Here is a 24,602-nt window from a genome sequence, read left to right on the forward strand (position 1 = left end):
CGTAGTCGAAGGATACAAAAAAATAAAAAAGCGGGAACGGAAGGCTGAAATGCTGCCCAAATAAAAAAAAAACATGAAAATAAAGCATCAACAAAAATTGGCCATCCTGAGCGTTGTACTCTTTCTACTGTTCAATGCTCCTTTTCTACTCTTGTTCAATGATCATGAATTGAATTTGGGTATCCCTATTTTTTATATTTATATTTTCCTTATTTGGATGATTTCTATTGTTGTTTCGTATTCTATTTTTAAATTGTTTGATGAGTAGTCCAATTTTATTTTTATTGGTTGTCGTTTACCTGGCCGTATTGTTTGTCATTGCCCACAGTGCTGAGAAAAGAAGAACTGCATTTTGGGTGGACAATCCGTATGTCTATGCGCTGTCGTTGGCGGTGTATTGTACAGCCTGGACCTACTACGGCAGTATTGGCGTGGCAGCCACTTCGGGATTGGAATATCTGACCATCTATCTTGGACCTGTCATGGTAATACCGCTATGGATTTTCATCAATACAAAAATCATTAGAATTTCGAGGGTCAATAGGATCAGTTCCATCTCGGACTTTATTTCTTTAAGGTACGGAAACAGTAGATTTCTAGGAGCTTTGGTGACATTGGTTTGTATTTTTGCGATCATTCCGTACATTGGTTTGCAGATCAAAGCCATATCCGAAACTTTCCACTTACTGTCGGAAAGTCCACAATCCGACAATATTATTCAAGATTCTGCCACTTATGTTGTGGTGATTATCGCTTTGTTTTCTTCGTATTATGGCACTCGATATGTAGATGCTTCGGAGAAAAGATTGGGGATTGTATCTGCCGTTGCTGTGGAAAGTTTTTTGAAATTAATCTTTTTCATCATCCTTGGATTTTATGTGGTGTACGGCATTTTCAACGGCTTTGGCGATCTGTTTTCTCAAGCATCTAAATTGGAAGATTTTGCTAAGAAAAATACCATTAACGGGTTAGAAGGCGCCTTCAATTGGTTGTTTTTGCTCTTACTTTCGGCTTCGTCTATATTTTTACTACCCCGACAGTTTCATACCTCTATCATCGAAAACAGAAAAGAAAAACACATTAAAACCGCCATTTGGTTGTTCCCGTTGTACTTGTTGCTCATCAATGTATTTGTAGCGCCCATCGCTTGGGGCGGAAGGGTTTTGTTTGAAGGAATGCCCATCAATACAGAGTTTTTGTCGATTCTTATTCCTCAAAAAATGGGGAATACCATCGTTGCTACCATGGTGTTTTTTGGAGGGTTAAGTGCCAGCATCTCAATGATCATTATCTCCAGTATCGCCCTCTCGGTCATGCTTTCCAACAACATCATCATCCCCTACGGATGGTTGGATCGATTTGCAATAAAATCCGATTCGGCAAACAGCAAAAGCATTGTAAACATTCGTAAATTCAGTATTTTTTTATTGATTATTGCTGGATTTATGTTTTACAAATATTGGATTTCCAGTTCTACTCTTTTTTCTGTAGGCTTGGTATCTTTTGTATTAATTTCGCAATTGGCACCTGCATTTTTTGGAGCATTGTTTTGGAAAAGAGGCAATTATTACGGAGCCGTAGCGGGGATTGTTGCAGGAAGTATTTTTTGTTATGTCAATTTAATTTTACCCGAATACAACCCCAATATCCTGAACAGTTTTGGGGTTACCACTTTCAAAATCCCCTATCTATCGACCATTGCCAATACTTTTTTTTGGAGCATGATGATTAATTTTGGATTGTATGCCTCCATTTCCAGCAGCAGCAACGGAAATTATAGAGAGAGAAACTATGCCGAATTGTACACCGACATCAACGATTATATCCACAATCACGAAAATGCCTACATCTGGAGAGGTACCGCCAATAAGTCGGACATCATCAAAATTTTAACGAAATTTTTGGGTACTAAAAAGACAGAACAAGCCCTGAAAATTTTTAATTTGAAATACAACCTAACCGACGAAAACGATACTGCAGACAGCAGATTTATTAAGTTTTCAGAGAATTTACTCAGTGGTAGGATTGGTACGGCATCGGCAAAAATAATTATTGAAGGAGTAGCCAAAGAAGACAAAATCTCGCTCCCCGAAGTGTTGAAAATTTTAGAAGAAAGTAAGGAAAACATCAGCATTAACAAGCAACTTACCGAGCAGTCACAAGAACTTAGGACACTTTCTACAGAATTGCAAAATGCAAACGAAAATTTATTGATAAAAGACCAGCAAAAAGACGAATTTTTGGATACCATTGCCCACGAACTTCGTACGCCGGTAACTGCCATCCGAGCGACAAGCGAAGTCCTTTTGGACGATGACGAAATGCCTGCTGAGATACGAAAAGAATTTCTAAACAACATCATTTCCGAGAGTGATCGTTTGGCAGAAATCATCAACGACATTCTTTATCTGGACAAGTTGGAAGCCGGAATGATTGTCCTGAATAGGGAAGAAAAAAACATTGTGGACACCTATCACAAGGCACTGAAACCGCTTTCGCATTTATTTGAACAAAAGTTATTGCACCATTCCGAAGTCAACCTGACTAAAAATGCAGTGTTTTTGCATGATGAAGGAAAAATGATCCAAGTATTTCAAAATATTTTGGGCAATGCATTGAAGTTTGCTAACCATCAGGGTATGATACAAACCAAATTTCAGGAAACGGAAGAGTGCCTAAAAATTTCGATTTTCAATACCGGAAAAACCATTCCAGAGGAAGATTTGAACTATATTTTTGATAAATTTTATCAAAGTAAAAACCAGAACATTCTAAAACCTGTTGGCAGCGGATTGGGATTGGCCATTTGTAAAAAAATAATACAAGCCCATGAAGGCGAAATCTCAGTAAAAAATAAAGAAATAGGAGTGGTTTTTGAACTGCTTCTGCATAAAAAAAGTAAAAAGTAAAAAGTGATTGACATGAAAAAGATATTGATAGCAGATGACGAACACAAAATCATCATGACCCTAGAGTATGCCTTTCGTAAGGCAGGATACGAAATTTTTATTGCCAGAGACGGATCCGAAGTATTGGAAATTTTGGAAAAAGAAATCCCCGACCTGATGCTACTGGATATCATGATGCCCAAAGTAGACGGTTTTACCACGCTCTCCATCATCAAAGAACAAGAAAAATACAGCCAAATAAAAAGCATCTTTTTATCCGCAAAATCCAGCCAAGAAGATATCGAAAAAGGACTTTCTCTAGGAGCAGATGCCTATGTTACAAAACCATATTCCATCAAAAAATTATTGGAAATTGTAGACGATCTTTTATCAAAATAAACAACCATCAACACAACACCTAAGCATAATTATTAAAATGAAAAATGAAAAAGCAGATGCACTGTTCCATGAAAGCATCAAAAATAAAGAGCAATTTTGGCGACAGCAATCCGATGCCATTGCGTGGTATAAAAAACCAGAAACCATGCTGGACGGAAAAGAATTTCAAATCCCATCTACCATCGATGATGAAAAAATTATTACCAAAATCCAAGAATCTATAAATCAATACAATATAACCTATTAATACGAAAAATATTTATCAAAATGAGAAATTATCACATTCAAGATTTACCGGACTATTTCAAACAGTATAAGAAATCCATAAAAAATCCTAAGAAATTTTGGGATAAGGTGGCCGACGAAAACTTTGTCTGGTACCAAAGATGGTCTAAAGTTTTTGAATTTGACATGGAAGAAGCCAACATCAAATGGTTTAAAAATGCCAAACTAAACATTACCAAAAACTGTTTGGACAGACACCTGAACGAAAGAGGAGATAAAACAGCCATCATTTGGGAGCCCAACAGTCCGGATGAAGAAGCCCAACACATCACCTATCGCGATCTTTATGAAAGGGTGAATAAAATGGCCAATGTACTCACGGATTTGGGCATCAAAAAAGGAGACCGAGTGTGCATCTACCTACCCATGATTCCAGAGTTGGCCGTTACCATGCTTGCCTGTGCAAAAATGGGAGCCGTACATTCCGTAATTTTTGCCGGATTTTCAGCCTCGGCTGTAGAATCCAGAGTGAACGATTGTGAAGCAAAAATGATCATCACCTCCGATGGAAGTTACAGAGGAAACAAAGCCATAGATCTGAAAGGAATTATTGATGAAGCGGTAGTGAAATGTCCTACGGTAGAAAAAGTTCTTGTAGTTAAAAGAACAGGTGGTGAAGTGAAAATGAAAGAAGGAAGAGACATTTGGGTGGAGGATTTGTATGAAAAAGCATCTACCGATTTCGTAACAAAAATTATGGATGCCGAAGATCCTCTTTTCATCCTATACACTTCCGGATCAACAGGAAAACCCAAAGGAATGCTGCACACCACTGCAGGGTATATGGTCTATACAGCATACACCTTCAAAAATGTTTTTAGCTATAAAGAAAACGACATCTATTGGTGTACCGCAGATATTGGTTGGATTACGGGACATTCCTACATCCTTTACGGACCTTTGGCAAACGGTGCAACTACGGTCATTTTCGAAGGTGTACCTACCTATCCAGAACCCGATCGTTTCTGGGAGGTTATCGAGAAACATAAAGTAACACAATTCTACACGGCACCAACCGCCATTCGATCTTTGGCAAAAGAATCTGCCGAGTGGGTAGAAAAACACGATCTTTCCAGCCTAAGGGTAATTGGCTCGGTGGGCGAACCCATCAACGACGAAGCTTGGCATTGGTACAACGACCATGTTGGCAAGAAAAAATGTCCAATTGTCGATACTTGGTGGCAAACCGAAACCGGAGGAATTATGATATCGCCTCTTCCTTTTGTAACACCAACCAAACCCACTTATGCGACACTTCCGTTACCGGGCATTCAACCGGTTTTGATGGACGAAAAACGAAACGAAATTACGGGTAACCAAGTCGATGGCAATTTGTGCATCCGTTTTCCTTGGCCAGGAATTGCCAGAACCATTTGGGGCGATCATCAACGATACAAAGAAACCTATTTCACGGCTTTTCCGGGTAAATATTTTACAGGAGATGGAGCATTGAGAGACGAAACGGGATATTACAGAATAACGGGTCGTGTGGATGATGTGATCATTGTTTCTGGACACAATTTAGGTACAGCGCCTATAGAAGACAGTGTAAACCTGCACCCAGCAGTTGCCGAATCGGCCATTGTTGGATATCCTCACGATATCAAAGGAAATGCACTGTACGGCTATGTAATCCTAAAAGAAAGTGGTGAGACCCGAGACAAGGACAACCTTAGAAAAGAAATTAACATGCTGATTTCCGACTCCATTGGTCCTATAGCAAAGTTGGACAAAATACAATTTGTGACCGGATTACCAAAAACCAGATCTGGAAAAATCATGCGTAGGATTCTGAGAAAAATTGCCGAAGGCGATTTTAGTAATTTCGGAGACACCTCTACCCTGCTAAATCCAGAAATTGTTGATGAAATAAAAAACGAAAAAATATAGAAATTTTAAATAGTCTTACCTCCAGTAAGGCTATTTTTTTGTTAAATTTCATTAAATAGTGTTTTTTACTATTGAAAATAAAAAGGTTTATTCCTAAATTTGTTTACACTAAAAATCAAAAGCATGAAAAATCTAGTAGCAGGATGTTTTAATATAAGTCACGATTACAAACACCTTGAAAGTTCTTTGTTGGACTCAGGAATCTCTAACGAAGATTTTACCATTTATTTGAATAATGAAAACGAACATTATTTAGCAAGTGTCAAAGTTAATAACGAAGCCGAAAAATTAGCCATTCACGAAATATTTAACAGCCACAAAGTGGTCAACACTTATTATTTCGAAGATCTTCCGGAAGATTATTCTTATGAAAATTTAAAAGAACTTATTGGGCGAATTGCACATTCTAAAATTTCAGAAGCCCAAGAATTGATCATTAAAAAATCAACCGAAGGAATGAATGATGAAGTTGCTTTTTAAAAAATTGAAGAACTTATCACAAACTTTAAAAATTCATGAGAGAGATTAGCAATCGTACACCATTTTCTTTCTCATGAATTTATTATATTTGTCCGTATAATAATTATTAAAATGGACAAATTAGATAGCCTTAATCAAGTAGCAGAATTTCACAAAACCTTTAACGCACCTATACTACAACATCCACAAATCCCGTCAAAAGATCGATGCGATTTGAGAGTATCTCTCCTTCAAGAAGAACTGAATGAACTGAAACAAGCCATTGCCGATAACAATTTAGTGGAAATTGCCGATGCTCTATGCGATTTGCAATATGTATTGAGTGGTGCGGTTTTAGAATTTGGTTTGGGCGAAAAGTTTGCGACACTTTTCAACGAAGTACAAAGATCCAACATGTCCAAAGCTTGTGCTACAGAACAAGAAGCTCAAGATACTGTGGAACATTATTTGCACCTGGGACAAGAAGCTCATTATGAAAAATCTGGAGACAAATACAATGTACACCGCATCTCTGATAATAAAGTGCTGAAAAACAAATACTATTCTCCAGCAGATTTAGAAACCATTATCAATCAATAAAATATTTGTTTGAAATATTCGTTTCAACACAAAAAAATCATTATATGAAAAATAAATTTATCAAACTTTTATTTGCTACTGCGTTTTTAGGAACTTCCTATTTTGTAAATGCCCAAAAGGTAGTGGTAAACCGTGAGTTAGAAACCACACAAGATGGAAAAATGCTTGTCGGCATTCAGCTAAGAGAACAATTGCAAAAAGCTCCTTATTCCGACTGGTACACAACAGAATATCAAGAATATCAGACCGATAAAAAATCCATTTCCGAGCTCAAAAAACAAAAAATTGGAACTTATCACATCATCGCAGTACTGGGCACATGGTGCGACGATAGCCACAGAGAATTGCCTAGATTATTAAAAATATTGGATGAAGCCGGATATCCTGAAAACAAATTGCAACTTCTAGCCGTTAACAGAAAAAGAGAATCTCCTACGGGTGAAGAAGGATTGTACAACATCCAAAAAGTACCCACTTTTATTGTATTCAAATACGGAAAAGAGATCGGTAGGATTTTGGAAGCTCCAAAATCCGGTTGGATTGAAAGGGATTTATTAGAAATTTTAAAAAAAGACGACAAATCTTTTAAAGAGTTATTTAAAAAAGATGATCAGAAATAAAAAATATCTCATCGCATTTTGTATAGGAGCCATAACCATGTTGCTCCTATTTTTTGCGCTGAAAAAAGCATTCAACTTTAGCAGCAAAGACGAAAAAAACGACCATTACATCATTGCCAACCAAATTTCTAAAATGAATAAAATGGTGGTGATGGAACAGGATTTTTCAGCCATGCGAAAAAATAAAGTCACTTACTCCGTTTTTGGAAAATCGATTTCCGAAAACTCAATTGTCACCTTCACCAAAACCAATGTCCAGGTATCCTACGACCTCAATAAAATGAAAATGGAAGTAGATTCTGTGGATAGAAAATTAATCATTCGCAAACTTCCTGAACCGGATATTAAAATTAATCCGAATGTCGAAATACAAAGCATGGACGACTCTTTCTTTAATCGGATAAATGAAGCCCAGGTTAAAAAAGTCACTCAAGAAGCTAAAGATCATGCGATAAAATCGGTAAACGAAGATCAATTAAAAGAAGAAGGAAAAAAACAATTGATGGAAAATCTCAATCAGATTTTTGTGCTGGCAAAAGCCTTAAATTATGAAATTGTGGACGAAACCCATTCCCTAAACTTAAAACAGTTTTTGGATTAGAGATTCCATTCAATATAAAAAAATAAAACCGCAAATTTTTCAATTTGCGGTTTTCCTTGTGAACGCGGAAGGAGTCGAACCCTCAACCTCCAGAGCCGTAATCTGGCACTCTATCCAATTGAGCTACGCGTCCGTTCTTAAAGGTTTGCAAATATACATTTTTTTTATTTACTTTGAAATATGAAATCAAAAATTATCGCATTATTTCTGTTTTTAGCCCTTGTTTCCTGCAAAAACACTGAAAATCAGGAACAAAAAAAATGGAATAAAATATCAGAAAGAATACAATATCGAATTTCCGAAGGAGATTTTGAATTGAAATCGGGAAAATACAACTACAAAATCCCAAAAACAAAGCTGCCGTACAAAAAAATCGTACTTCTAAATGCCAGTTTGGTCGGCTATTTTACCGAATTGGGAAAAGAAAATACCATAATTGGATTGTCCAGTCCAGAATATATTTTCTCTGAAAAAGTTTTAAAAAACATCAAAAACAATAAAACCACCGTGGTGGGCGACGAAGCCAAATACGATTTGGAAAAAATACTTTCTCTAAAACCCGATGCCGTTTTTACCAATTACATAGAAAGTTTCCAAAACACCTACGATTTACTGAAAAAAAATGGAATTGAAGTTATTTTTATTGATGAATATTTGGAACAAAAACCATTGGAAAAATCAAGAATTATAGAACTTTTTGGCGAAGTTTTAGGAGCAAGAAATGAAGCTGAAAAAGCATATATAAATATTGAAAAAACATACCATACCCTTTCGGACAAAGCACAAAAAACCAAACACAAACCCATTGTTATTGCCAACGAAATGTACGGAACACAATGGTACATGCCCGGCGGAAATACCAATGTTGCTCAGTTGCTAAAAGATGCCGGCGCACAATACATACTCTCAGAAAATAAAGAGTCCAGAGCAGTTCCCCTGAGTTTTGAAGAAGTCTATGCCAAATCCAAAAATGCCGAATATTGGGTGAATATTGGTGTCTATAACGATAAAAAGGCTTTGCTTTCCATGAATCCCAATTATTCCAAATTGTCTGTCTTCAACCAAGGAAAACTCTATGCTGTAACCGGAAAACAAAAAAACAGAGCCAACGATTATTTTGAAAGTGGCGTGGTAAGAGCCGACAAAGTTCTAGCAGATTACATCCGAATATTCCACCCAGAAATCCTAGGAAAAGACAGTCTTCAGTATCAAAAACAATTGCAATAAAATACGAAAAAATCAGTGAAAATTGACTTTTGCATGTCCTAAAGATTGGCCTATATTTGCAGAAATTATCCAAAAAAATAAAGATCTAATACCCATGTGGAAGTTCATCAAGAAGCTGATTTATTTTATCATCATCGCCAATGTTTTATTTATCATTTGGGGCCGATTTTTCAATCCGCCCATTACCCTAACACAAATTGGGGGCATAATGACTTATGGAAAACTGGAAAGAGATTACATTTCTTATGACAACATGGGATCTAATGTAAAAAAAGCCGTAATCGCCTCTGAAGATCAAAAGTTTTATAACCACAACGGATTCGATTTTCAGGCCATAGAAAAAGCATTAGAGCACAACGAAAAAGGCAAAAAAATCCGTGGTGGAAGCACCATTTCCCAACAAACTGCAAAAAATATTTTCCTGTGGCAAGGCAGAAGCTGGATCCGAAAAGGCCTGGAAGCTTTCTACACTTTCATCATAGAAAAAGTTTGGTCCAAAGACATCATCTTGGAAAGATACCTGAATTCTATCGAAATGGGGCAAGGCGTTTTTGGTGTAGAAGCGGCATCACAGTATTATTTTGGCAAATCTTCCAAAGACCTTACCAAGAGCGAAGCCGCTTGGATAGCTGTTGTACTGCCCAATCCACAAAAATACGACCCGAAAAATCCCTCTGCCTACCTTTCTAAAAAGCACCGATGGGTGATGCGCCAGATGAACAATGTGGTCCTACAATAACAGCGTCACACAACAATCAAATCTTCAAAAGACTGATTGGTAAATTTTTCATTAAATTTTTTCAAGAAAAATGATTTCCTCAACCGGAAGTCATTTTTTAGTAAAGGCGAGTTTATTTTTATCGTCAGCACATTATTTTTCAAATCCACCGAAACGATCTCGGCAAAAAGCTCTTCCGACAGATATTCTTCCAAAAAATCTCGAACTTCTAAAGCCACCAATTTTTGTTCAAAACCGTAAATTCTGGCAAACGATTTCACCAAATCCGAACTCTGAAACTCCCTCCTTTTCTTCATTATTTATTTCGATTTTTTATTTGGGCAGCTGTTCCCGCTTCCGTTCCCACTCTTTTATTCGTCGTACCTCCTCATAAAAGGAGTTCCACTCAAGCGGGGCTGCAAGTTTAGAACCCCCAACAAAATTACAAAAAAAATGGACTAAACCCATCCATCCACCATTTATCATTTGCTTTAGATGCTCCGTTTTTTATTTCAGGACAACGATTTTCAAGGTTCATTTTAATAATTTTAGTACAGAAAAAGAACAATTCTTGTCCAATGTCATCATAATAAATTCAAAATAATTATCTTCGTCACTTGCTTTTCAACATTACAATAACCGACAAAATTTTTATCAAAAATGAAAAAATTAGGATTGCCACTATTTTTGGCTTTAGCCTTTACACAAATGGGATTTTCTCAAGAAATTACCTTAGACAAAATATATTCTGGATACTATCGTGGAAAAGGAATTAACGGAATTTCGTCCATGAAAAATGGTGAAAATTATGCCGTTATCGAAAGCGATGGCATTGCCAAATACGCCTACAAAAACACCCAAAAAATAGGCTTAATCGTTCCTGGGCAATTCGAAAATTATATCTTCTCCAACGACGAGTCCAAAATTTTATTACAAAAAGAAAGTCAGCCCATCTACAGACATTCTTTTCTCGGAAAATTTGATGTTAAGGATCTAAATACCGGTAAAATCATAGCCCTAAACAACGGAGATTTTGTACAAGAACCTCGATTTTCTCCAGATGCCACCAAGGTCGCATTCATCGCCAACAACAATTTGTATTACCAAGACCTGAAAACGGGAGACATCGTACAATTCACAAAAGATGGCGAGAAAAATAAAGTCATAAATGGATTGGCCGATTGGGTGTATGAAGAAGAATTTGGCCATGCCAGACAATACGAATGGACCAAAAACTCCAACGCCATTGTTTTTGTTAAATCCAATGAGACGGAAGTCCCGGTGATGCACATCCCCATTTATGAAAACAACCTGTACCCGATAGATTGGCAGTACAAATACCCAAAAGCAGGTGAGAAAAACTCGGTGGTATCTGCACATCTTTATCAGTTGGACAAAAGAAAAGTCATTAACCTGGATCTTAGCAACTTTAAAAAATATTACATCCCGAATGTTATTCAGACTTCCAATTCAGATGAGATTATCCTCATCACTTCCGAGAGAACTCAGAATGCATCAGACATCCTGAAGGTTGATACCCAAACGGGAGCCATAAAAAAACTCTTTACCGAAACCGACGAAAAATGGATAGAAACGGACAATGTAACTTTAGAATTTTTAGAAGATAATTCCTTTATTTGGGGTTCCGAAAGAGACGGAAACCGACATCTGTATTGGTACAATGCCGATGGCAGCCTGAAAAAACAAATCACCAAAGGCTCTTGGGAAGTAACGGACTATTACGGTTATAACCCAAAAACCATGGATGTTTTCTTGCAAACGACACAAAATGGGAGCATCAACAAAGTGGTTTCTAAGGTGAATATAAAATCCGGAAAATCGACCATCATCTCTAATCCACAAGGCAACAACACCGCGAATTTTAGCAAAAATTATCAATATTTTATAGAAACTTCGTCCTCTGCAAAAAAACCAAATACCTTTGTATTAAAAGACAATTCTGGGAAGACTTTGCAAGAGTTGCAAAACAATAACGACCAACTAAAACGATTGGAAAACGATAATTTTGTATCCAAAGAATATTTCACCATTCCCAACGAAGCAGGAGACCAAATGAATGCTTGGATCATAAAACCAAAAAACTTTGATCCCAATAAAAAGTATCCACTATTTATGTTCCAATATTCTGGACCCGGCTCTCAGCAAGTGTCCAATTCTTGGGATATGGGCAACGGATTGTGGTTCAACCATCTTGTACAAAAAGGATATGTTGTAGCCTGTGTTGACGGTCGCGGAACGGGATACAGAGGAACGAAATATAAAAAAGTAACCTACAAAAACCTAGGGAAATACGAAATCGAAGATCAGATTGCAGCGGCAAAATGGCTGGGAAAACAAAGCTACATCGACAAGGAAAGAATCGGAATTTTCGGTTGGAGTTTCGGTGGATATATGGCGAGCCTTGCAATGACCAAAGGAGCAGATGTCTTTAAAATGGGAATTGCTGTGGCTCCTGTTACCAACTGGAGGTATTACGACTCGGTATATACGGAAAGATTTATGCTGACTCCTCAGGAAAACCCAGCAGGATATGACGACAACTCTCCTACTTCTTATGCCAAGTTATTGAAAGGGAAATTCTTACTGATCCACGGTACTGCCGATGACAATGTGCATTTCCAAAACGCTTTAATCTTTTCTGAAGCCTTAATTCAGAATAAAAAACAATTCGATTTTATGGCGTATCCGGACAAAAACCACGGCATCTATGGTGGACAAACCCGCCCGCAGTTGTACCAAAAAATGACTGATTTTATTTTGGAAAATTTATAGATGCATCGCCGTTTTTTTGTAAAGTTTTTTTTGTGAAATATTTATTACAGGCTATTTAAAATTAGCAGTATCTTTGCAGAGCCAGGCATACATCTGTCTGACGACCTATCAGGGATTCATATTTATAATATAAGTCCCTGATGTATTTTTTAAGCTTAATGTGGACAAAGAAATAAGATAAAAGAAATTGGTTATGCGGAGTTTTGTCCATAGAAAATAGTTGCATTTTTGCAATGCGAAGCGAGAAGTTTAGACTGTCAATTCGCTACCAAAAAGAAAGCCGTCTCATCACTGAAACGGCTTATTTTATTCTAAAAAGGTAAATTTATCTTTTCGGGTGCAATAAAATCTTTGGTATAAGGATCTTCCAAATAACTCAGGATAGGATTGGGAAACTTGAGGATGTTCTTTTTTTCAATTCCATATACGGTCCAATATCCTGCCAATACACTGGCAAATGTATCTTCATCCCAAAAACCAAACAACGGACGGTTGGCATTTTCAGTGACAGGTAGGGATTCTATTTTTAATCTATCCTCATTTTTTTCAATGAGGTATTCCGGTTCGTATTGCAAAAGATAATTGGAATAATGAAACCTTGCATACAACTCTTCAAACTGAACGGGATGCAAAACATGATCTCCAATTTTTTCTAAAATGGCTTTTTGATGATCGGCAACCACCTCATTGTCGTGCAAACTGGCAATAATCCCAAAATCCTTCAACCCAAGTTGAAACATCAGATTCACCGTATCGTCACGGTAATTCATAATATCTGCAGAAAATTTGTGCCTCACTACGGTGATGCTCCACGGATTTTTTCCGGTGAACTCCATAGGGATAATGATGGATTGCAGCATCAGATGAAAAAGTCCGAATCGTTCTTTCAAAAAAGGAGATACCGACAATTCTTTGTCGAATTTTGCCAATCGTACTTTTTCTTTGGACATTTCGTGGAACAAGGTTCCGTACACCATCCTTCCCAACCACAAAAACAAGTCGTGACTGTCCAATGCTTTTACAGCATCATAACCTTTGTCAAAAGCCTCAGAAATTTTTTGATCCAAGTCATCAAAAGCTTGTTTAACTTTGGTGGTGCAAGGTACTTTCAGCTCGTTGTAAGTCACGGATTTCAGCTTGTCCATCATCTCGAAAACTTCATCTCCCAACTTATATTTATCCATAAACCATTCGGGGAAAATGGTCATTTGTTCTGAGGTTTCTTTTCCGGTTAGGAAACAAATATGATCATCGAAAGTTAAAGTCTGAAAAGGATGATATAGCGATTCTGTAAGCATAAAATTCAATTTTAAAGTCTAAAAATAAAACGGTGCAAAATTAAGGATAAAAGCGCTAATTGTCTTGCTAAAATACGATAAATTCATCCCATTGTCTTACTTTTACAGCATGAAGCATTTGGTCATTATAGGCATGGTAATTCCGGAGCCTAATTCTACAGCCGCCGGAAAAAGAATGTTGCAATTAATCGATTTTTTTTCTCAAGCAAATTATAGAATTTCATTTCTAACAGCTGCCGGAAATGTAGAGTTCAGTTTTAATCTTAAAGAACTGAATATCAACCTTTTTCCAATTGAAATTAATTCTCCAATTTTTGAGACCATACTACAAGGTCTGCAACCCGATGTCGTATTGTACGATCGTTTTGTTACCGAAGAACAGTTTGGTTGGAAGGTTGCGGAAATCTGTCCCAATGCTATAAAAATATTGGACACCGAAGATCTTCATTTCTTGAGAAAAGCCAGAGAAAATGCTTACAAAAAAGGTCTAAACCTAAACGAAATCGATTTTCAAAATGAAGTTTTTATTCGGGAAATGGCTTCCATTTACAGATCCGATCTTTCTCTTATTATTTCCGAATTCGAATACGATTTACTGATCCATACATTGAAGGTTTCGCCGGATATTTTACTTTATATTCCTTTATTTGCCGAAGTTACGCCGGACTCGGTATCGTTTATCAATAGAAAAAACTTTGTGAGTATTGGCAATTTCTTGCACGAACCCAATTGGCAAACAGTCTTAATACTGAAACACATTTGGCCCAAAATAAAAAAACAAATTCCAGAGGCCGAAATACACATCTACGGTGCTTATATTACCGAAAAAGCCAAGCAATTACACAATGAAAAACAAGGTTTTTGGGTTAAAGGAAGGGCAAATTCTGTTGAAGAAGTTTTCAACAATGCCAGAGTCTTGCTTGCGCCCATCCCTTTTGGTGCGGGTATTAAAGGAAAACTTTTGGACAGCATGAGATTGGGTCTGCCCAACATAACTACAAAAATTGGAGCCGAAGCCATGCACGGCAACTTACCTTGGAACGGCTTTGTTGTAGAAGACGATGACCGTTTTGTTGAAAAAGCCATCAATTTGTACAACAACCAAGATCTTTGGTATCAATGCCAAAAGCAAGGTTATAATTTGGTAGAAAATAGATACAAAAAAGAACAGTTCTACCCTATTTTTGAAGAGAAAATACAAAGTATTTCCACAAAAATAAAGGCACACAGGATGCGCAATTATTTTGGTAAAATCCTCTTGCACCATACCCTACAAAGTAGCAAATACCTTGGAAAATGGATAGAAGAAAAACAAAAAAATCGGGAATAAGCCCGATTTAATGTTAGTATAAAAGTCCTGCTTATTTCTTCAACAAAAGGCTCATCCACTCTTCTTTTTGTTGTTGACGGATCAGTTCCAAATTTTGTTCTTTACACACTTCCAAGATATCATCAACATCGAAAAAACAAAGACCGGAAAGCAGTAAATACCCTTCTTTTTTTAGTACTTTAACATAAGTTGGGATGTCAGAAATCAAAATATTCCTGTTGATGTTTGCCAATATAACATTAAAATTTTCTGTGCCAAGGTTTTCTGCTGTACCCAGCTCTATATTCAACTCAACATTATTTCGTTCAGCATTTTCCTTAGAATTTTCCACAGACCATTCGTCAATATCAATGGCTTTTACATACTGTGCCCCTTTTTGTTTGGCATAGATCGCCAATACCGAAGTACCGCAGCCCATATCCAACACATCTTTTCCATGGAAATCCATGTCCATCATCTGTTGTACCATCAAATGTGTCGTTGGATGGTGTCCCGTACCGAAAGACATTTTGGGTTGTATCACAATTTCGTGCATGTCGGGATTGGCTTCATGAAATTCTGCACGGATAAGGACTTTGTCCTCCACATAGATTGGTGAGAAATTCTTTTCCCATTCTTCATTCCAATTGATATTGGGCATGGCTTGGTAAGTATACGAGATGTTTACTTCTTCAGAATTTAGCAACCAAAGACTGTTAAGCTCTTGTTCCTGATACAGCTCTTCTTGGATGTACCCTAAAATTCCATCATGCTCTTCGGTAAAACTGTCGAAACCAATTTCGATCAGTTCCGCCATGAGGATTTCGTTCCAAGGTTGAAGAGGTGATATTTTAAAATTAAATTCTAAATACTGTTGCATGATAAAAATTTTGAGCAAAGATAAGGAAGTATCACAGAAAGTTAAAGTCCAAACGCTTATTTTTAGTGTTATAATTAAAGTATTAACCAAAAAAAGCTTAATTTTGTGCTTTTGAAATTATGGCAAGTATAAAAATACACGACAAGTACTTTGTGCCTTATCTAAAGCACGATGAAATCCAGCAAATGATTAAGGAATTGGCTGAAAAAGTATATGAAGATTACAAGGACGAAACACCTGTTTTCATTGGAGTTTTGAACGGTGTAATCATGTTTTTTTCCGATTTCTTAAAGTACTATCCTGGAAAATGCGAAATTGCCTTTATCCAAATGAGTTCGTATTCAGGAACTCAATCCACAGGGATTGTTTACAAAAAAATGGAACTGACCAAAGAAGTAGAAGGACGACACATCATCCTTATGGAAGACATCGTAGATACTGGAAACACCTTGGAAAGTTTGTATCATTATTTTGAAAATACACAAAGACCAAAATCTCTGAAGGTCGCCTCTCTACTTCTAAAACCTGAAGTGTACGATAAAGATTTCAAAATAGACTATGTAGCCAAAGAAATCCCGAACAAATTTGTATTGGGATACGGTTTGGATTACGATGAATTGGGCAGAAACCTTCCGGATCTGTATCAATTAGAAGAAGGGAGAATCAACCATTAATTCTTCAGAAAATAATATCAATCTAATAAAAATCGACAAAACATTTTATTTTTGTCAAACCAGAAAAACATCATGATCAACATCGTATTATTCGGTCCTCCGGGAAGTGGTAAAGGAACACAAGCTCAGTTTTTGATTGAGAAATTTAATTTGAAACAAATTTCCACTGGAGATTTATTTCGTTATAACATGAAAAACGATACCGAATTGGGCAAATTAGCCAAATCGTATATCGACAAAGGCGAATTGGTTCCGGACCAAGTAACCATAGACATGTTGATTGACGAACTTAAAAAACCTACCACTGCTGAAGGATTTATTTTCGACGGATTCCCAAGAACTGCAACTCAAACCGAAGCTTTAGAAAACATCGTACAAGAGGTTCTTAATCAACCTATTAGCGTTTGTTTATCTTTGATCGTTGAAGACAAAGTATTGGTAGAACGATTGCTAAAAAGAGGCGAAACCAGCGGCAGAACGGACGACAGTAATGAAGAGATCATCACCAATAGAATTAAAGAATATTATAGCAAAACGGCAGAAGTTGCCGAATTGTACAAACAACAAGGCAAGTATGTGGAAATAAACGGGATCGGCGAGATCGAGGAAATTTCTAAAAAACTTTTTGCCGAGGTTGAAAAAATTAAATAACAAAACCTTCTGCTCTCTCTTTTCATTTTTGTGAAAGGATATTGTAGAAATAAAGAAAATTTATGTCAAATTTTGTAGATTATGTAAAAATCCATTGCCAATCGGGTCATGGTGGAGCTGGATCGGCACACTTGCGCCGTGAAAAATACATCCCTAAAGGTGGTCCTGACGGTGGAGATGGCGGAAGAGGTGGACACATCATCATGAAAGGAAACTCTCATGAATGGACTTTGTTGCCCCTGCGCTATACCCGACATGTGAAGGCCGAAAGAGGTGTGAATGGTGCAAAAAGCCAATTGACCGGTGCCGATGGAGCAGATATCTATATCCAAGTTCCTATCGGGACTATTGCTAAAAATGAAGAAGGCGAAATCATTGGCGAAATCCTTGAAGATGGTCAGGAAATTATCCTGATGCGTGGCGGAAAAGGAGGTTTGGGCAACGAACATTTTAAATCGGCGACCAACCAAACTCCAAGATATGCGCAACCCGGACTTCCTGGTGAAGAAGGATACATCGTTTTCGAACTAAAAGTCTTGGCAGATGTTGGTTTGGTAGGATTTCCAAATGCCGGAAAATCAACACTTTTGGCTTCCGTCTCTGCAGCGAAACCCAAGATTGCCAATTACGCATTCACCACTTTAACACCCAATTTGGGAATTGTAAATTATAGAAATTACAAATCTTTTGTCATGGCAGACATCCCCGGAATTATCGAAGGAGCTGCCGAAGGTAAAGGTTTGGGACACCGTTTCTTAAGACATATCGAAAGAAATTCCATCCTTTTGTTTTTAATTCCTGCCGATTCTGAAGATCATTTCCAAGAATTTAAAGTTTTAGAAAATGAACTGAAAGAATACAACCCTGAATTGTTGGACAAAGACTTCATCATCTCCGTATCCAAATCCGATTTGTTGGACGATGAATTGAAAGCCGAGATCGCTGCCGAATTTCCGGAAAACAGACAACCCATCTTCTTTTCTGGCGTGAGCCAAGAAGGCTTGATGGAGCTAAAAGATGTTATTTGGAAAAAACTTCACGGATAACATTCTACAAATTTTAGAAATAATATTCACAAGAAGAATATCAAATAAATCATAAACCATAAAATTCTCAAAAGATTTCGGATTATTTTCCGAAATCTTTTTTATTTTTGAAAAGAAAATTCAAAAATAAATGAGAAAAATAGATATATTGTTTTCAGAGTACGGAAAAAGTCATAAAAACAAGATCAACAAAGCCATTCATTGGGTCTGTGTACCGCTGATTTTTTGGTCCATTCTAGGATTTATTTCACTCATACCGACACCACATATTTTTATACAATTTATGGGGTATATCAGTGTTGCCAGCTTGGTTTCGGTACTTTTGGTAAGCATTTATTATTTACTGTTGAACTGGAAAATGGCCATCATTATGTTTTTTGTGATGATGGTATTTGAAAAATTTGTTTACGAAACCAATATTTTTTTCGAAAGAAAATCGTGGTTGATATTCGTGTCTGTTTTTGTTATCACATGGATTTTTCAGTTTGTTGGTCACAAAATAGAAGGTAAAAAACCGAGTTTTCTAAAAGACATACAATTTCTACTGATTGGTCCCATTTGGCTAATAAAAAAAATACTCCCTTTTAGAATCTAAGAGTCCTTTTAATTCAGCTGTTTTATTTTTTGATAAACGGATGTGATTTTCACAGACAGTTCCATCAAGGTTTCTTTTGATTTGAACGGGTTGAATTTTTCAATTTCAATTTGATGTTTCAATTGTGTTAATTCTTGTAAAACATCGTGTTGACCTTTTTGTTCCAGCCATTTTTCTACCGATAATTGATGTCCGGCTTGAATTGCATTTTCCAATTCGGCATGAAAATCATCAAAAGATTTAAAGAACAAGTCCGACTTCTCTTCGTTTGCCAAAATGCTGAAATAATTGAAATTACTTTCAAAATCGATTCCTTTATTTTTCCGAATTTCAGCTTCAGTTTCGGCTACAGAGCCCATAGACTTGTGGTGTCTTGAGCTGTGAAGAGCTCTTTTTTTCTTGGATTTTCTGTAACGGCTGTACAACAACGAACCATAAATCACACCAAAAACCAATACCAAATTTCCCAAAACAATTTTCCAATCAATTTTTGATTTTTCTTTAACCTTAAATTCTGAAGTTTTTAGAATGGGAGTTTCCACTTTTTCCAAAACCGTATTGGTATAGTTGTTTACCTTTTCGATAGTCGTCTGGGTTTTCGCAAATTGTTCGGCACTTAGAATGTTTAGTGGCAATACCGTTTCGCCTTTGTCGATGTATTCATTTTTTTGATCGTTAAAAAATGAAAAATGATCCGCTTTTATTGTAATTTCACCTGCTCTGTTGGGCACAACAACATAGTTCACCACTATTTCACCTTGGAAATTTTGACCTTTTGGCTGAATGTTTTTACTTACTTTGGGCTTGTAGAAAGTATAATCTTTGGAAGGATACAACCTTGGCAGTTCTACCGTATTCAGATTTCCGATACCCGAAAGTTTTAGAGTTATATCAATGGGTTTGCCTATTTCGTAAAAATTTTGTTTGGAAGTATTTTGTAGGGTCAGCTCATAATTTCCAACGGCATTTTTAAAGTTTTTTGTGGAATTTTCCGGAAGTGATTTCACATTCAGATTCACTTTATTGCCTACAATTTTGGTTAGATTTCCATTCGATTTTATGTGAGCAATTGCTGACGGCAATTCAACTTTTCCACTTTCATTTGGGGTTATGCTGTAGATCGCAACAATCTGGGTGAGCCAGTTGGCGTGACTTTCAGAAGGTTCTATTTCTTGTGGAGTCAGATTGATTGGTTCTATTTCAACATCACTTTGTTTAGAAAAATGTATGTTATTTACTTTTCTAAATTGGTCATAATCTTTGCTATAAATCCTAAGTACGGCTACTGTAGGCTGATATTGATAGACCTCTTTATCCTTTATTTCTAAATTAAGATAGACATCGTTCTGGTTATTTGCAACAGAATTTGTTTCACTTTTTCGTACCTCTTCTTTCACAAAAATGTCAAACGATTCGGATTTGTACATTTTGCCGTTTACCTGGACCAACGCCGATCCAATCTTCAATTTCCCACTTTGTTTGGGCTGCAAAACATATTGATATACAATTTGGTTAACTCTATACCCGGTTCTTTGATCAACAATGGTATTTTGTTCTGAAGCCGATCCCAATTCTTCAAATTTTGAGAAATCAGGCAGTTTTATCGGACTTTCTTGAATATAATCGTCTCCATTGATTTGGATGATGAAAGTAAGAACAAATTTTTTGTTTTGTCTAAACTCTTTTTCGTCCGTCATTCCCACAATATTGACCTGACCATAAGATTTTATGGCGAAAAGAATCAATAGTATTTGTAGAAATTTTAGTTTCATTACCAGTCTTTCTCGTTGCTTTCCGGTATGGAATAGGCATTTTTGTTCAGGATGCGTTTTGTGGTTCTTTTCTCACGATTTCCCACTTCATTCATGATCGCATCTCTTAATTCTTTGGGCATTCCGGATTGTTTACCCTCCTGTTTTTCATCACTCCCTTTACCCTGACCTTGTTGCTCTTTTTGGTTTCCTCCGCTGCTATTTTTAGGACTATCACCATTTTCGTCCCCTTCTTTAGGATCTTTTCCGTCTTTACCTTTTTGGTTATTGGGATTGTTTTTTTCTTTTTGATCTTGTTTTTCTTGAGATTTTAGCTTTGCTATTTCAAAATTTTTCCTGGCGGCTTCGTTGTAAGGATCTAGTTTCAGAGCTTTCTTGTAAATTTCAGCAGCTTGTTCCGGTTGCTGTTGTTGCATGGCTACATTGCCTTGGTTGTACAAACTTGCCATTTTATCGGTATTGTTTTTAGCAAGAGCTTCGGCTTTTTTGTACTCGGCATTAGCTTCATCGTACTGTTTTTTTTTGTACAATGAATTTCCTAAATTGTAATGGGCTGCGAAGTCTTTAGAATTTTGTTGGATGGCATCCATGTATTTGGATGAAGCCTGGTCGTACTTTTCGCTTTTAAAATCTTCATTACCCTCGAAGATTAAAGCATTATAATTTTTCTGAGCCGAAGCATTTTCGACAAAGAAAAAAAGCATAAAAAAAGAATAGAAAAGTAGATTTTTCTTCATAGGCATTCCATCAATCAAATTGATATTGGAAAACTTTGTTTTCATCGATGCAAATGTATTCTTTTTATATGTTAAACTTAAGTTTGAATATGTTAAAATTGGGTTAAAACAAGGCATCTAGCTTAAAGATTAAGATCGTTTTTGGGGTTAAAAACATAAATCACCAAAAAACACAACAAAGAAACCGCTAAAAAATATTGATAATACCTTTCGGCATTGTCGGATTTCACCCAATGATTGGTTGCAGATGCTGCATTTTTCAATGCTTTTTCCAACCCATTTATAGTCGTTTTCAAATCATTTCCATCCAAATATTCACCTCCGGTTTGTTGGGCAATATTTTGTAAATCCATTTCTTTTCTTGATGAAATTACCGTATCTCCCGTATTCATATCCGCTTTGTATCCCATCAATTGTCCCATGATGTATTCCGGAATTGGAGCGCCTTCCGCAGTACCAACTCCAATGGAAATCACGGTTATCCCTTCTTCTTTTGCCAGTTGTATGGCTTTTTCAGTATTGTTTTCATTGTCTTCGCCATCGCTTATCAAGATCACCTGTCTGGATCCTTTTGGGATGTTTTTAAATTTTTTTACCACTTCTTGCATCGCCAAAAGCAAATCCGTCCCTTGTCTTTTGACAATCCCTGTATTGATGGCTTCTATGTACTGATCAGCTGAAGAAAAATCCGTTGTTAAGGGCATAATGGAAGCTGCTTCGCCTGCAAAAACCACAATGCCTACCCTATCGTTGTTCATGTTTTGCAAAGAATTGAGCATGATGTTTTTTGCTTCTTGCAAACGGTTGGGCTCTACATCTTCGGCATTCATCGAATTGGAAACATCAAACAAAAAAATCACATTATTCATTTTCTGTTTTGTTTTTATTTCTTCACTTCCTTTCATCAAATCGACCAAAGACAGAGCTAAAAAAACAAAGCCTATGCAATACAAAATGGGGATAATCCGCACATATTGAGTTGTTTTCTGAAACAAATCTATTTGAAATCTTCCTTCAGCAAAAAGTTCTTTTTTACGGTTTCTCCACTTCAAAAAATTTGACATCAACAAGCCCATCCCCAACACCAAAAGGATCAGTAATAAATTCCAATAATTTCCTATAGTCCAATCCATTACAGTATCGATTTAAATAAAACCCATCTTAACAATCCGTCCAAAACCAAAACCAGCAGAGCTGTCCATAGAAAATATTGGAAAAACTCTTTGTAGTTGTACATCTTACTGGACTTAACATCGGTTTTTTCCATTTGGTTAATCTGATCGTATATTTGTTCCAAACTTTCGTTGGATGTGGCACGAAAGTACTTTCCACCCGTTGTTTGTGCAATATCTCGTAGCGAAGGCTCGTTGATTCTTACCTCCTGTTCTGTAAAAATAATATCTCCAAAAACATCCTGACTGGTTGGGAACAGTGCATATCCGTTGGTCCCAATCCCAATGGTGTACACTTTTATGCCGTAGCTTTTCGCCAATTCGGCAGCCGTTTGTGGTGGAATGGCATTTTCAATATTGTTTTCGCCATCGGTCATTAAAATGATGACTTTACTCTTGGATTTTGCATTTTTCAGATGATTGACCGCCACCGCCAATCCTTCACCAATAGCAGTTCCGGGTTGCAACTCGAAAGGATCCAGGTTGCTCAATTCATCTATGATTACTTGATGATCTGTCGTCAGTGGAACTTTTGGAAATGCCTCTCCCGAATAGGTGACCAAACCAATTTTGTCCATGGGTCTTTTATCGACAAAGCGTTTGGCAATATTTTTAAGAGCCGTCAAACGGTCTGGTTCTAAGTCTTTCGCAAGCATGGACAATGATACATCTACGGACATAATGATATCGATGCCTTTATTTTCGTCGTTATCGGTAGAAATGGTAAAAGATCTTGGCCTTGCCATGGCGAGGATAAGCGAGGAAAGTATGATGTATTTTGTAAATTTCAACAAAAACAAAATACCGTTGTACTGCCCATCTACAGACATATTGGAAGTTGATGGTACAACAATTCCTACTTGTTTTTTCTTTTTGAATTCCTTAATTAGCAAAGGAATTAGCAATAAAAAAAGAAGTAAAAACCAAGGGCTATGCCATTCGAAATTCCAAAAACTAAACATCTTTTCTTAATTTTTCAAATTCGATATCCTTTAACGAAGCCTTTACCAAAGCAGAGCAAGAGTTCCAATCTTCATTCATCATCTCTACAGATGGAAAAATTTTAGCAAATTTCACCAAATCGCCACGGAGAAAAACTTTTTCGACAACCGCTTCATTTTCTTGTGAAATGCTGTGATTTTGTTTCATGTAAGCAATAAGATCGTCCGTAAGCAAAACATCAGCCGGAATGCGATACTGCACCGACAAAAATCTTCTCATAATGTCGATCAGTTCAACATAAAAATCTCTAAAATTTCCTTGTTCAATGTGTTTTTTATCTTTTAAAGCATTCAACTCCTTCAGGGCTTGATTGGTTAATTCTTTTGGACTGTCTTTTGGTTTTTTACCGTATCTGACAAGACCAAAAATTAAAATTGAGAGTGCAACAATCGCAATAGCAGCCAAAACCCAAAATTTGTAGATTTGCCAATAATCTTTCAGCTCCAAACCAACTTCTTTATTCTTCATAATGTCATTGATTTTGTCGTCTTTACTGGCAGTGTTCACCACTTCGATTTCGTAGGGAGTTGTTTTTTCAATTTTTCCATTGATGTTAAATTCTAAGGCGGGAATGGAAAATTTACCTTCCTGAAAAATGGCAAACTCTATCGTTCTTTCGTAGGTATCCATTTTCTTGAAAAGGGTATCTTTGATGATTTCAAAATGAAAAGGCAACAATTCGTTTTTCGGAGCCGAACGAACATCCTTGCCACCAAGATGATCCACTTTTATGGTGAGTACATTGGGCTCGCCCAATCCCACGGTTTTCTTATCCAATCGGGACGAAAGGGTTTGGGAAAACATGAAAATTCCCAATAGAAATGAAATAAGAAAATATATTTTTTTTAACATTTTTGAAATTGAACTTGTTTAATGTTTCCTAATCAAAATACAACAGAATGCGAGCAGATGAAAATCCCTCCAATGTTTTTCTTTAGTTTCATATCGTATTAATAGCGCTTTAAAGCTATCTATCCAAGCGTTCA

The 24,602-nt window shown here is 36.7% G+C and carries 25 protein-coding genes and 1 tRNA gene; 17 read left to right on the forward strand and 9 right to left on the reverse strand.

Annotated features, from left to right (window positions below):
* Positions 1-73: 73 nt before the first annotated feature.
* The 9 genes from EIY84_RS09130 to EIY84_RS09170 all read left to right on the forward strand — a co-directional run bounded on the left by EIY84_RS09130 (position 74) and on the right by EIY84_RS09170 (position 7,742).
* On the forward strand, positions 74-268 hold the full coding sequence (locus EIY84_RS09130; protein ID WP_124642431.1) for a hypothetical protein: 195 nt from the start codon (positions 74-76) through the stop codon (positions 266-268).
* The gene (locus EIY84_RS09135; RefSeq protein ID WP_164472033.1) at positions 261-2,909 is read left to right on the forward strand and encodes an ATP-binding protein; all 2,649 of its coding nucleotides are present in this window, start codon (positions 261-263) and stop codon (positions 2,907-2,909) included. Before EIY84_RS09130 ends, EIY84_RS09135 begins: the two co-directional genes overlap by 8 nt.
* Positions 2,910-2,921: 12 nt before the next feature.
* Positions 2,922-3,287 (forward strand): response regulator transcription factor, encoded by a 366-nt coding sequence (locus tag EIY84_RS09140; protein WP_124642435.1) that lies wholly within the window; start codon positions 2,922-2,924, stop codon positions 3,285-3,287.
* A 37-nt stretch (positions 3,288-3,324) separates the two neighbouring features.
* Positions 3,325-3,534: an acetyl-coenzyme A synthetase N-terminal domain-containing protein gene (locus EIY84_RS09145; protein WP_124642437.1), complete on the forward strand. Its 210-nt coding sequence runs from the start codon at positions 3,325-3,327 to the stop codon at positions 3,532-3,534.
* Between the two features lie 20 nt (positions 3,535-3,554).
* Complete coding sequence (acs, locus tag EIY84_RS09150; protein ID WP_124642439.1) at positions 3,555-5,462, forward strand: acetate--CoA ligase; 1,908 nt, start codon at positions 3,555-3,557, stop codon at positions 5,460-5,462.
* A gap of 123 nt (positions 5,463-5,585) precedes the next feature.
* On the forward strand, positions 5,586-5,942 hold the full coding sequence (locus EIY84_RS09155) for a hypothetical protein (protein ID WP_124642441.1): 357 nt from the start codon (positions 5,586-5,588) through the stop codon (positions 5,940-5,942).
* A gap of 111 nt (positions 5,943-6,053) precedes the next feature.
* Positions 6,054-6,521 carry a pyrophosphohydrolase domain-containing protein gene (locus tag EIY84_RS09160; RefSeq protein ID WP_124642443.1) on the forward strand — a complete coding sequence of 156 codons (468 nt, stop codon included), beginning with the start codon at positions 6,054-6,056 and terminating at the stop codon, positions 6,519-6,521.
* A 44-nt stretch (positions 6,522-6,565) separates the two neighbouring features.
* Positions 6,566-7,141: a thioredoxin family protein gene (locus EIY84_RS09165; protein ID WP_124642445.1), complete on the forward strand. Its 576-nt coding sequence runs from the start codon at positions 6,566-6,568 to the stop codon at positions 7,139-7,141.
* A complete protein-coding gene (locus EIY84_RS09170) occupies positions 7,128-7,742 on the forward strand; it encodes a DUF4230 domain-containing protein (RefSeq protein ID WP_316248109.1) in 615 nt (204 codons plus the stop codon). Before EIY84_RS09165 ends, EIY84_RS09170 begins: the two co-directional genes overlap by 14 nt.
* A gap of 59 nt (positions 7,743-7,801) precedes the next feature.
* Here EIY84_RS09170 and EIY84_RS09175 read toward each other — a convergent pair.
* A tRNA-Arg gene (locus tag EIY84_RS09175) sits at positions 7,802-7,875 on the reverse strand.
* A 47-nt stretch (positions 7,876-7,922) separates the two neighbouring features.
* On the opposite strand from EIY84_RS09175, the gene EIY84_RS09180 reads away from it, so the two are divergent.
* The gene (locus tag EIY84_RS09180) at positions 7,923-8,969 is read left to right on the forward strand and encodes an ABC transporter substrate-binding protein (protein ID WP_124642447.1); all 1,047 of its coding nucleotides are present in this window, start codon (positions 7,923-7,925) and stop codon (positions 8,967-8,969) included.
* Positions 8,970-9,063: 94 nt separating this feature from the next.
* Complete coding sequence (gene mtgA, locus EIY84_RS09185; protein ID WP_124642449.1) at positions 9,064-9,708, forward strand: monofunctional biosynthetic peptidoglycan transglycosylase; 645 nt, start codon at positions 9,064-9,066, stop codon at positions 9,706-9,708.
* Positions 9,709-9,713: 5 nt separating this feature from the next.
* Here mtgA and EIY84_RS09190 read toward each other — a convergent pair whose 3' ends face one another.
* Positions 9,714-10,004, reverse strand: coding sequence for a DUF721 domain-containing protein (locus EIY84_RS09190; protein WP_124642451.1), 291 nt, complete (start codon positions 10,002-10,004; stop codon positions 9,714-9,716).
* 343 nt (positions 10,005-10,347) lie between these two features.
* On the opposite strand from EIY84_RS09190, the gene EIY84_RS09195 reads away from it, so the two are divergent.
* Positions 10,348-12,480 carry a S9 family peptidase gene (locus EIY84_RS09195; protein WP_124642452.1) on the forward strand — a complete coding sequence of 711 codons (2,133 nt, stop codon included), beginning with the start codon at positions 10,348-10,350 and terminating at the stop codon, positions 12,478-12,480.
* 311 nt (positions 12,481-12,791) lie between these two features.
* Here the strand turns inward: EIY84_RS09195 and EIY84_RS09200 are convergent, their stop codons facing one another.
* Positions 12,792-13,778: a hypothetical protein gene (locus EIY84_RS09200; protein WP_124642454.1), complete on the reverse strand. Its 987-nt coding sequence runs from the start codon at positions 13,776-13,778 to the stop codon at positions 12,792-12,794.
* Between the two features lie 64 nt (positions 13,779-13,842).
* Here EIY84_RS09200 and EIY84_RS09205 point away from each other — a divergent pair, with 64 nt between their 5' ends.
* Positions 13,843-15,108: a glycosyltransferase gene (locus EIY84_RS09205; protein ID WP_241154769.1), complete on the forward strand. Its 1,266-nt coding sequence runs from the start codon at positions 13,843-13,845 to the stop codon at positions 15,106-15,108.
* 31 nt (positions 15,109-15,139) lie between these two features.
* Here the strand turns inward: EIY84_RS09205 and prmA are convergent, their stop codons facing one another.
* Positions 15,140-15,967, reverse strand: a complete 828-nt coding sequence (gene prmA / locus EIY84_RS09210; RefSeq protein ID WP_124642456.1) for a 50S ribosomal protein L11 methyltransferase — start codon at positions 15,965-15,967, stop codon at positions 15,140-15,142.
* A gap of 119 nt (positions 15,968-16,086) precedes the next feature.
* Between prmA and hpt the strand changes: the two genes are divergently transcribed.
* The 4 genes from hpt (at position 16,087) to EIY84_RS09230 (ending at position 18,933) form a co-directional block, all read left to right on the forward strand.
* Positions 16,087-16,641, forward strand: a complete 555-nt coding sequence (gene hpt / locus EIY84_RS09215) for a hypoxanthine phosphoribosyltransferase (RefSeq protein ID WP_124642458.1) — start codon at positions 16,087-16,089, stop codon at positions 16,639-16,641.
* Between the two features lie 72 nt (positions 16,642-16,713).
* Entirely contained in the window at positions 16,714-17,292 is a 579-nt protein-coding gene (locus tag EIY84_RS09220; protein ID WP_124642475.1) for an adenylate kinase, read from the forward strand.
* A 62-nt stretch (positions 17,293-17,354) separates the two neighbouring features.
* Positions 17,355-18,338, forward strand: a complete 984-nt coding sequence (gene obgE, locus EIY84_RS09225; protein WP_124642460.1) for a GTPase ObgE — start codon at positions 17,355-17,357, stop codon at positions 18,336-18,338.
* Positions 18,339-18,468: 130 nt separating this feature from the next.
* Positions 18,469-18,933: an Mpo1 family 2-hydroxy fatty acid dioxygenase gene (locus EIY84_RS09230; RefSeq protein ID WP_124642462.1), complete on the forward strand. Its 465-nt coding sequence runs from the start codon at positions 18,469-18,471 to the stop codon at positions 18,931-18,933.
* 8 nt (positions 18,934-18,941) lie between these two features.
* On the opposite strand, the gene EIY84_RS09235 is transcribed toward EIY84_RS09230, so the two are convergent.
* The 5 genes from EIY84_RS09235 to EIY84_RS09255 all read right to left on the reverse strand — a co-directional run bounded on the left by EIY84_RS09235 (position 18,942) and on the right by EIY84_RS09255 (position 24,468).
* Complete coding sequence (locus tag EIY84_RS09235; protein WP_124642464.1) at positions 18,942-20,705, reverse strand: BatD family protein; 1,764 nt, start codon at positions 20,703-20,705, stop codon at positions 18,942-18,944.
* Positions 20,705-21,487: a tetratricopeptide repeat protein gene (locus EIY84_RS09240; protein ID WP_241154770.1), complete on the reverse strand. Its 783-nt coding sequence runs from the start codon at positions 21,485-21,487 to the stop codon at positions 20,705-20,707. The genes EIY84_RS09235 and EIY84_RS09240 overlap by 1 nt, the downstream gene beginning before the upstream one ends.
* A gap of 77 nt (positions 21,488-21,564) precedes the next feature.
* Positions 21,565-22,575, reverse strand: a complete 1,011-nt coding sequence (locus tag EIY84_RS09245) for a vWA domain-containing protein (RefSeq protein ID WP_124642465.1) — start codon at positions 22,573-22,575, stop codon at positions 21,565-21,567.
* Positions 22,575-23,576 carry a vWA domain-containing protein gene (locus tag EIY84_RS09250; RefSeq protein WP_124642467.1) on the reverse strand — a complete coding sequence of 334 codons (1,002 nt, stop codon included), beginning with the start codon at positions 23,574-23,576 and terminating at the stop codon, positions 22,575-22,577. Before EIY84_RS09250 ends, EIY84_RS09245 begins: the two co-directional genes overlap by 1 nt.
* Positions 23,569-24,468 (reverse strand): BatD family protein, encoded by a 900-nt coding sequence (locus tag EIY84_RS09255; protein WP_124642469.1) that lies wholly within the window; start codon positions 24,466-24,468, stop codon positions 23,569-23,571. The genes EIY84_RS09250 and EIY84_RS09255 overlap by 8 nt, the downstream gene beginning before the upstream one ends.
* Positions 24,469-24,602 lie beyond the last annotated feature (134 nt).

Source organism: Amniculibacterium aquaticum, from assembly GCF_003852705.1.
GTDB classification, from domain to species: Bacteria; Bacteroidota; Bacteroidia; order Flavobacteriales; family Weeksellaceae; genus Amniculibacterium; species Amniculibacterium aquaticum.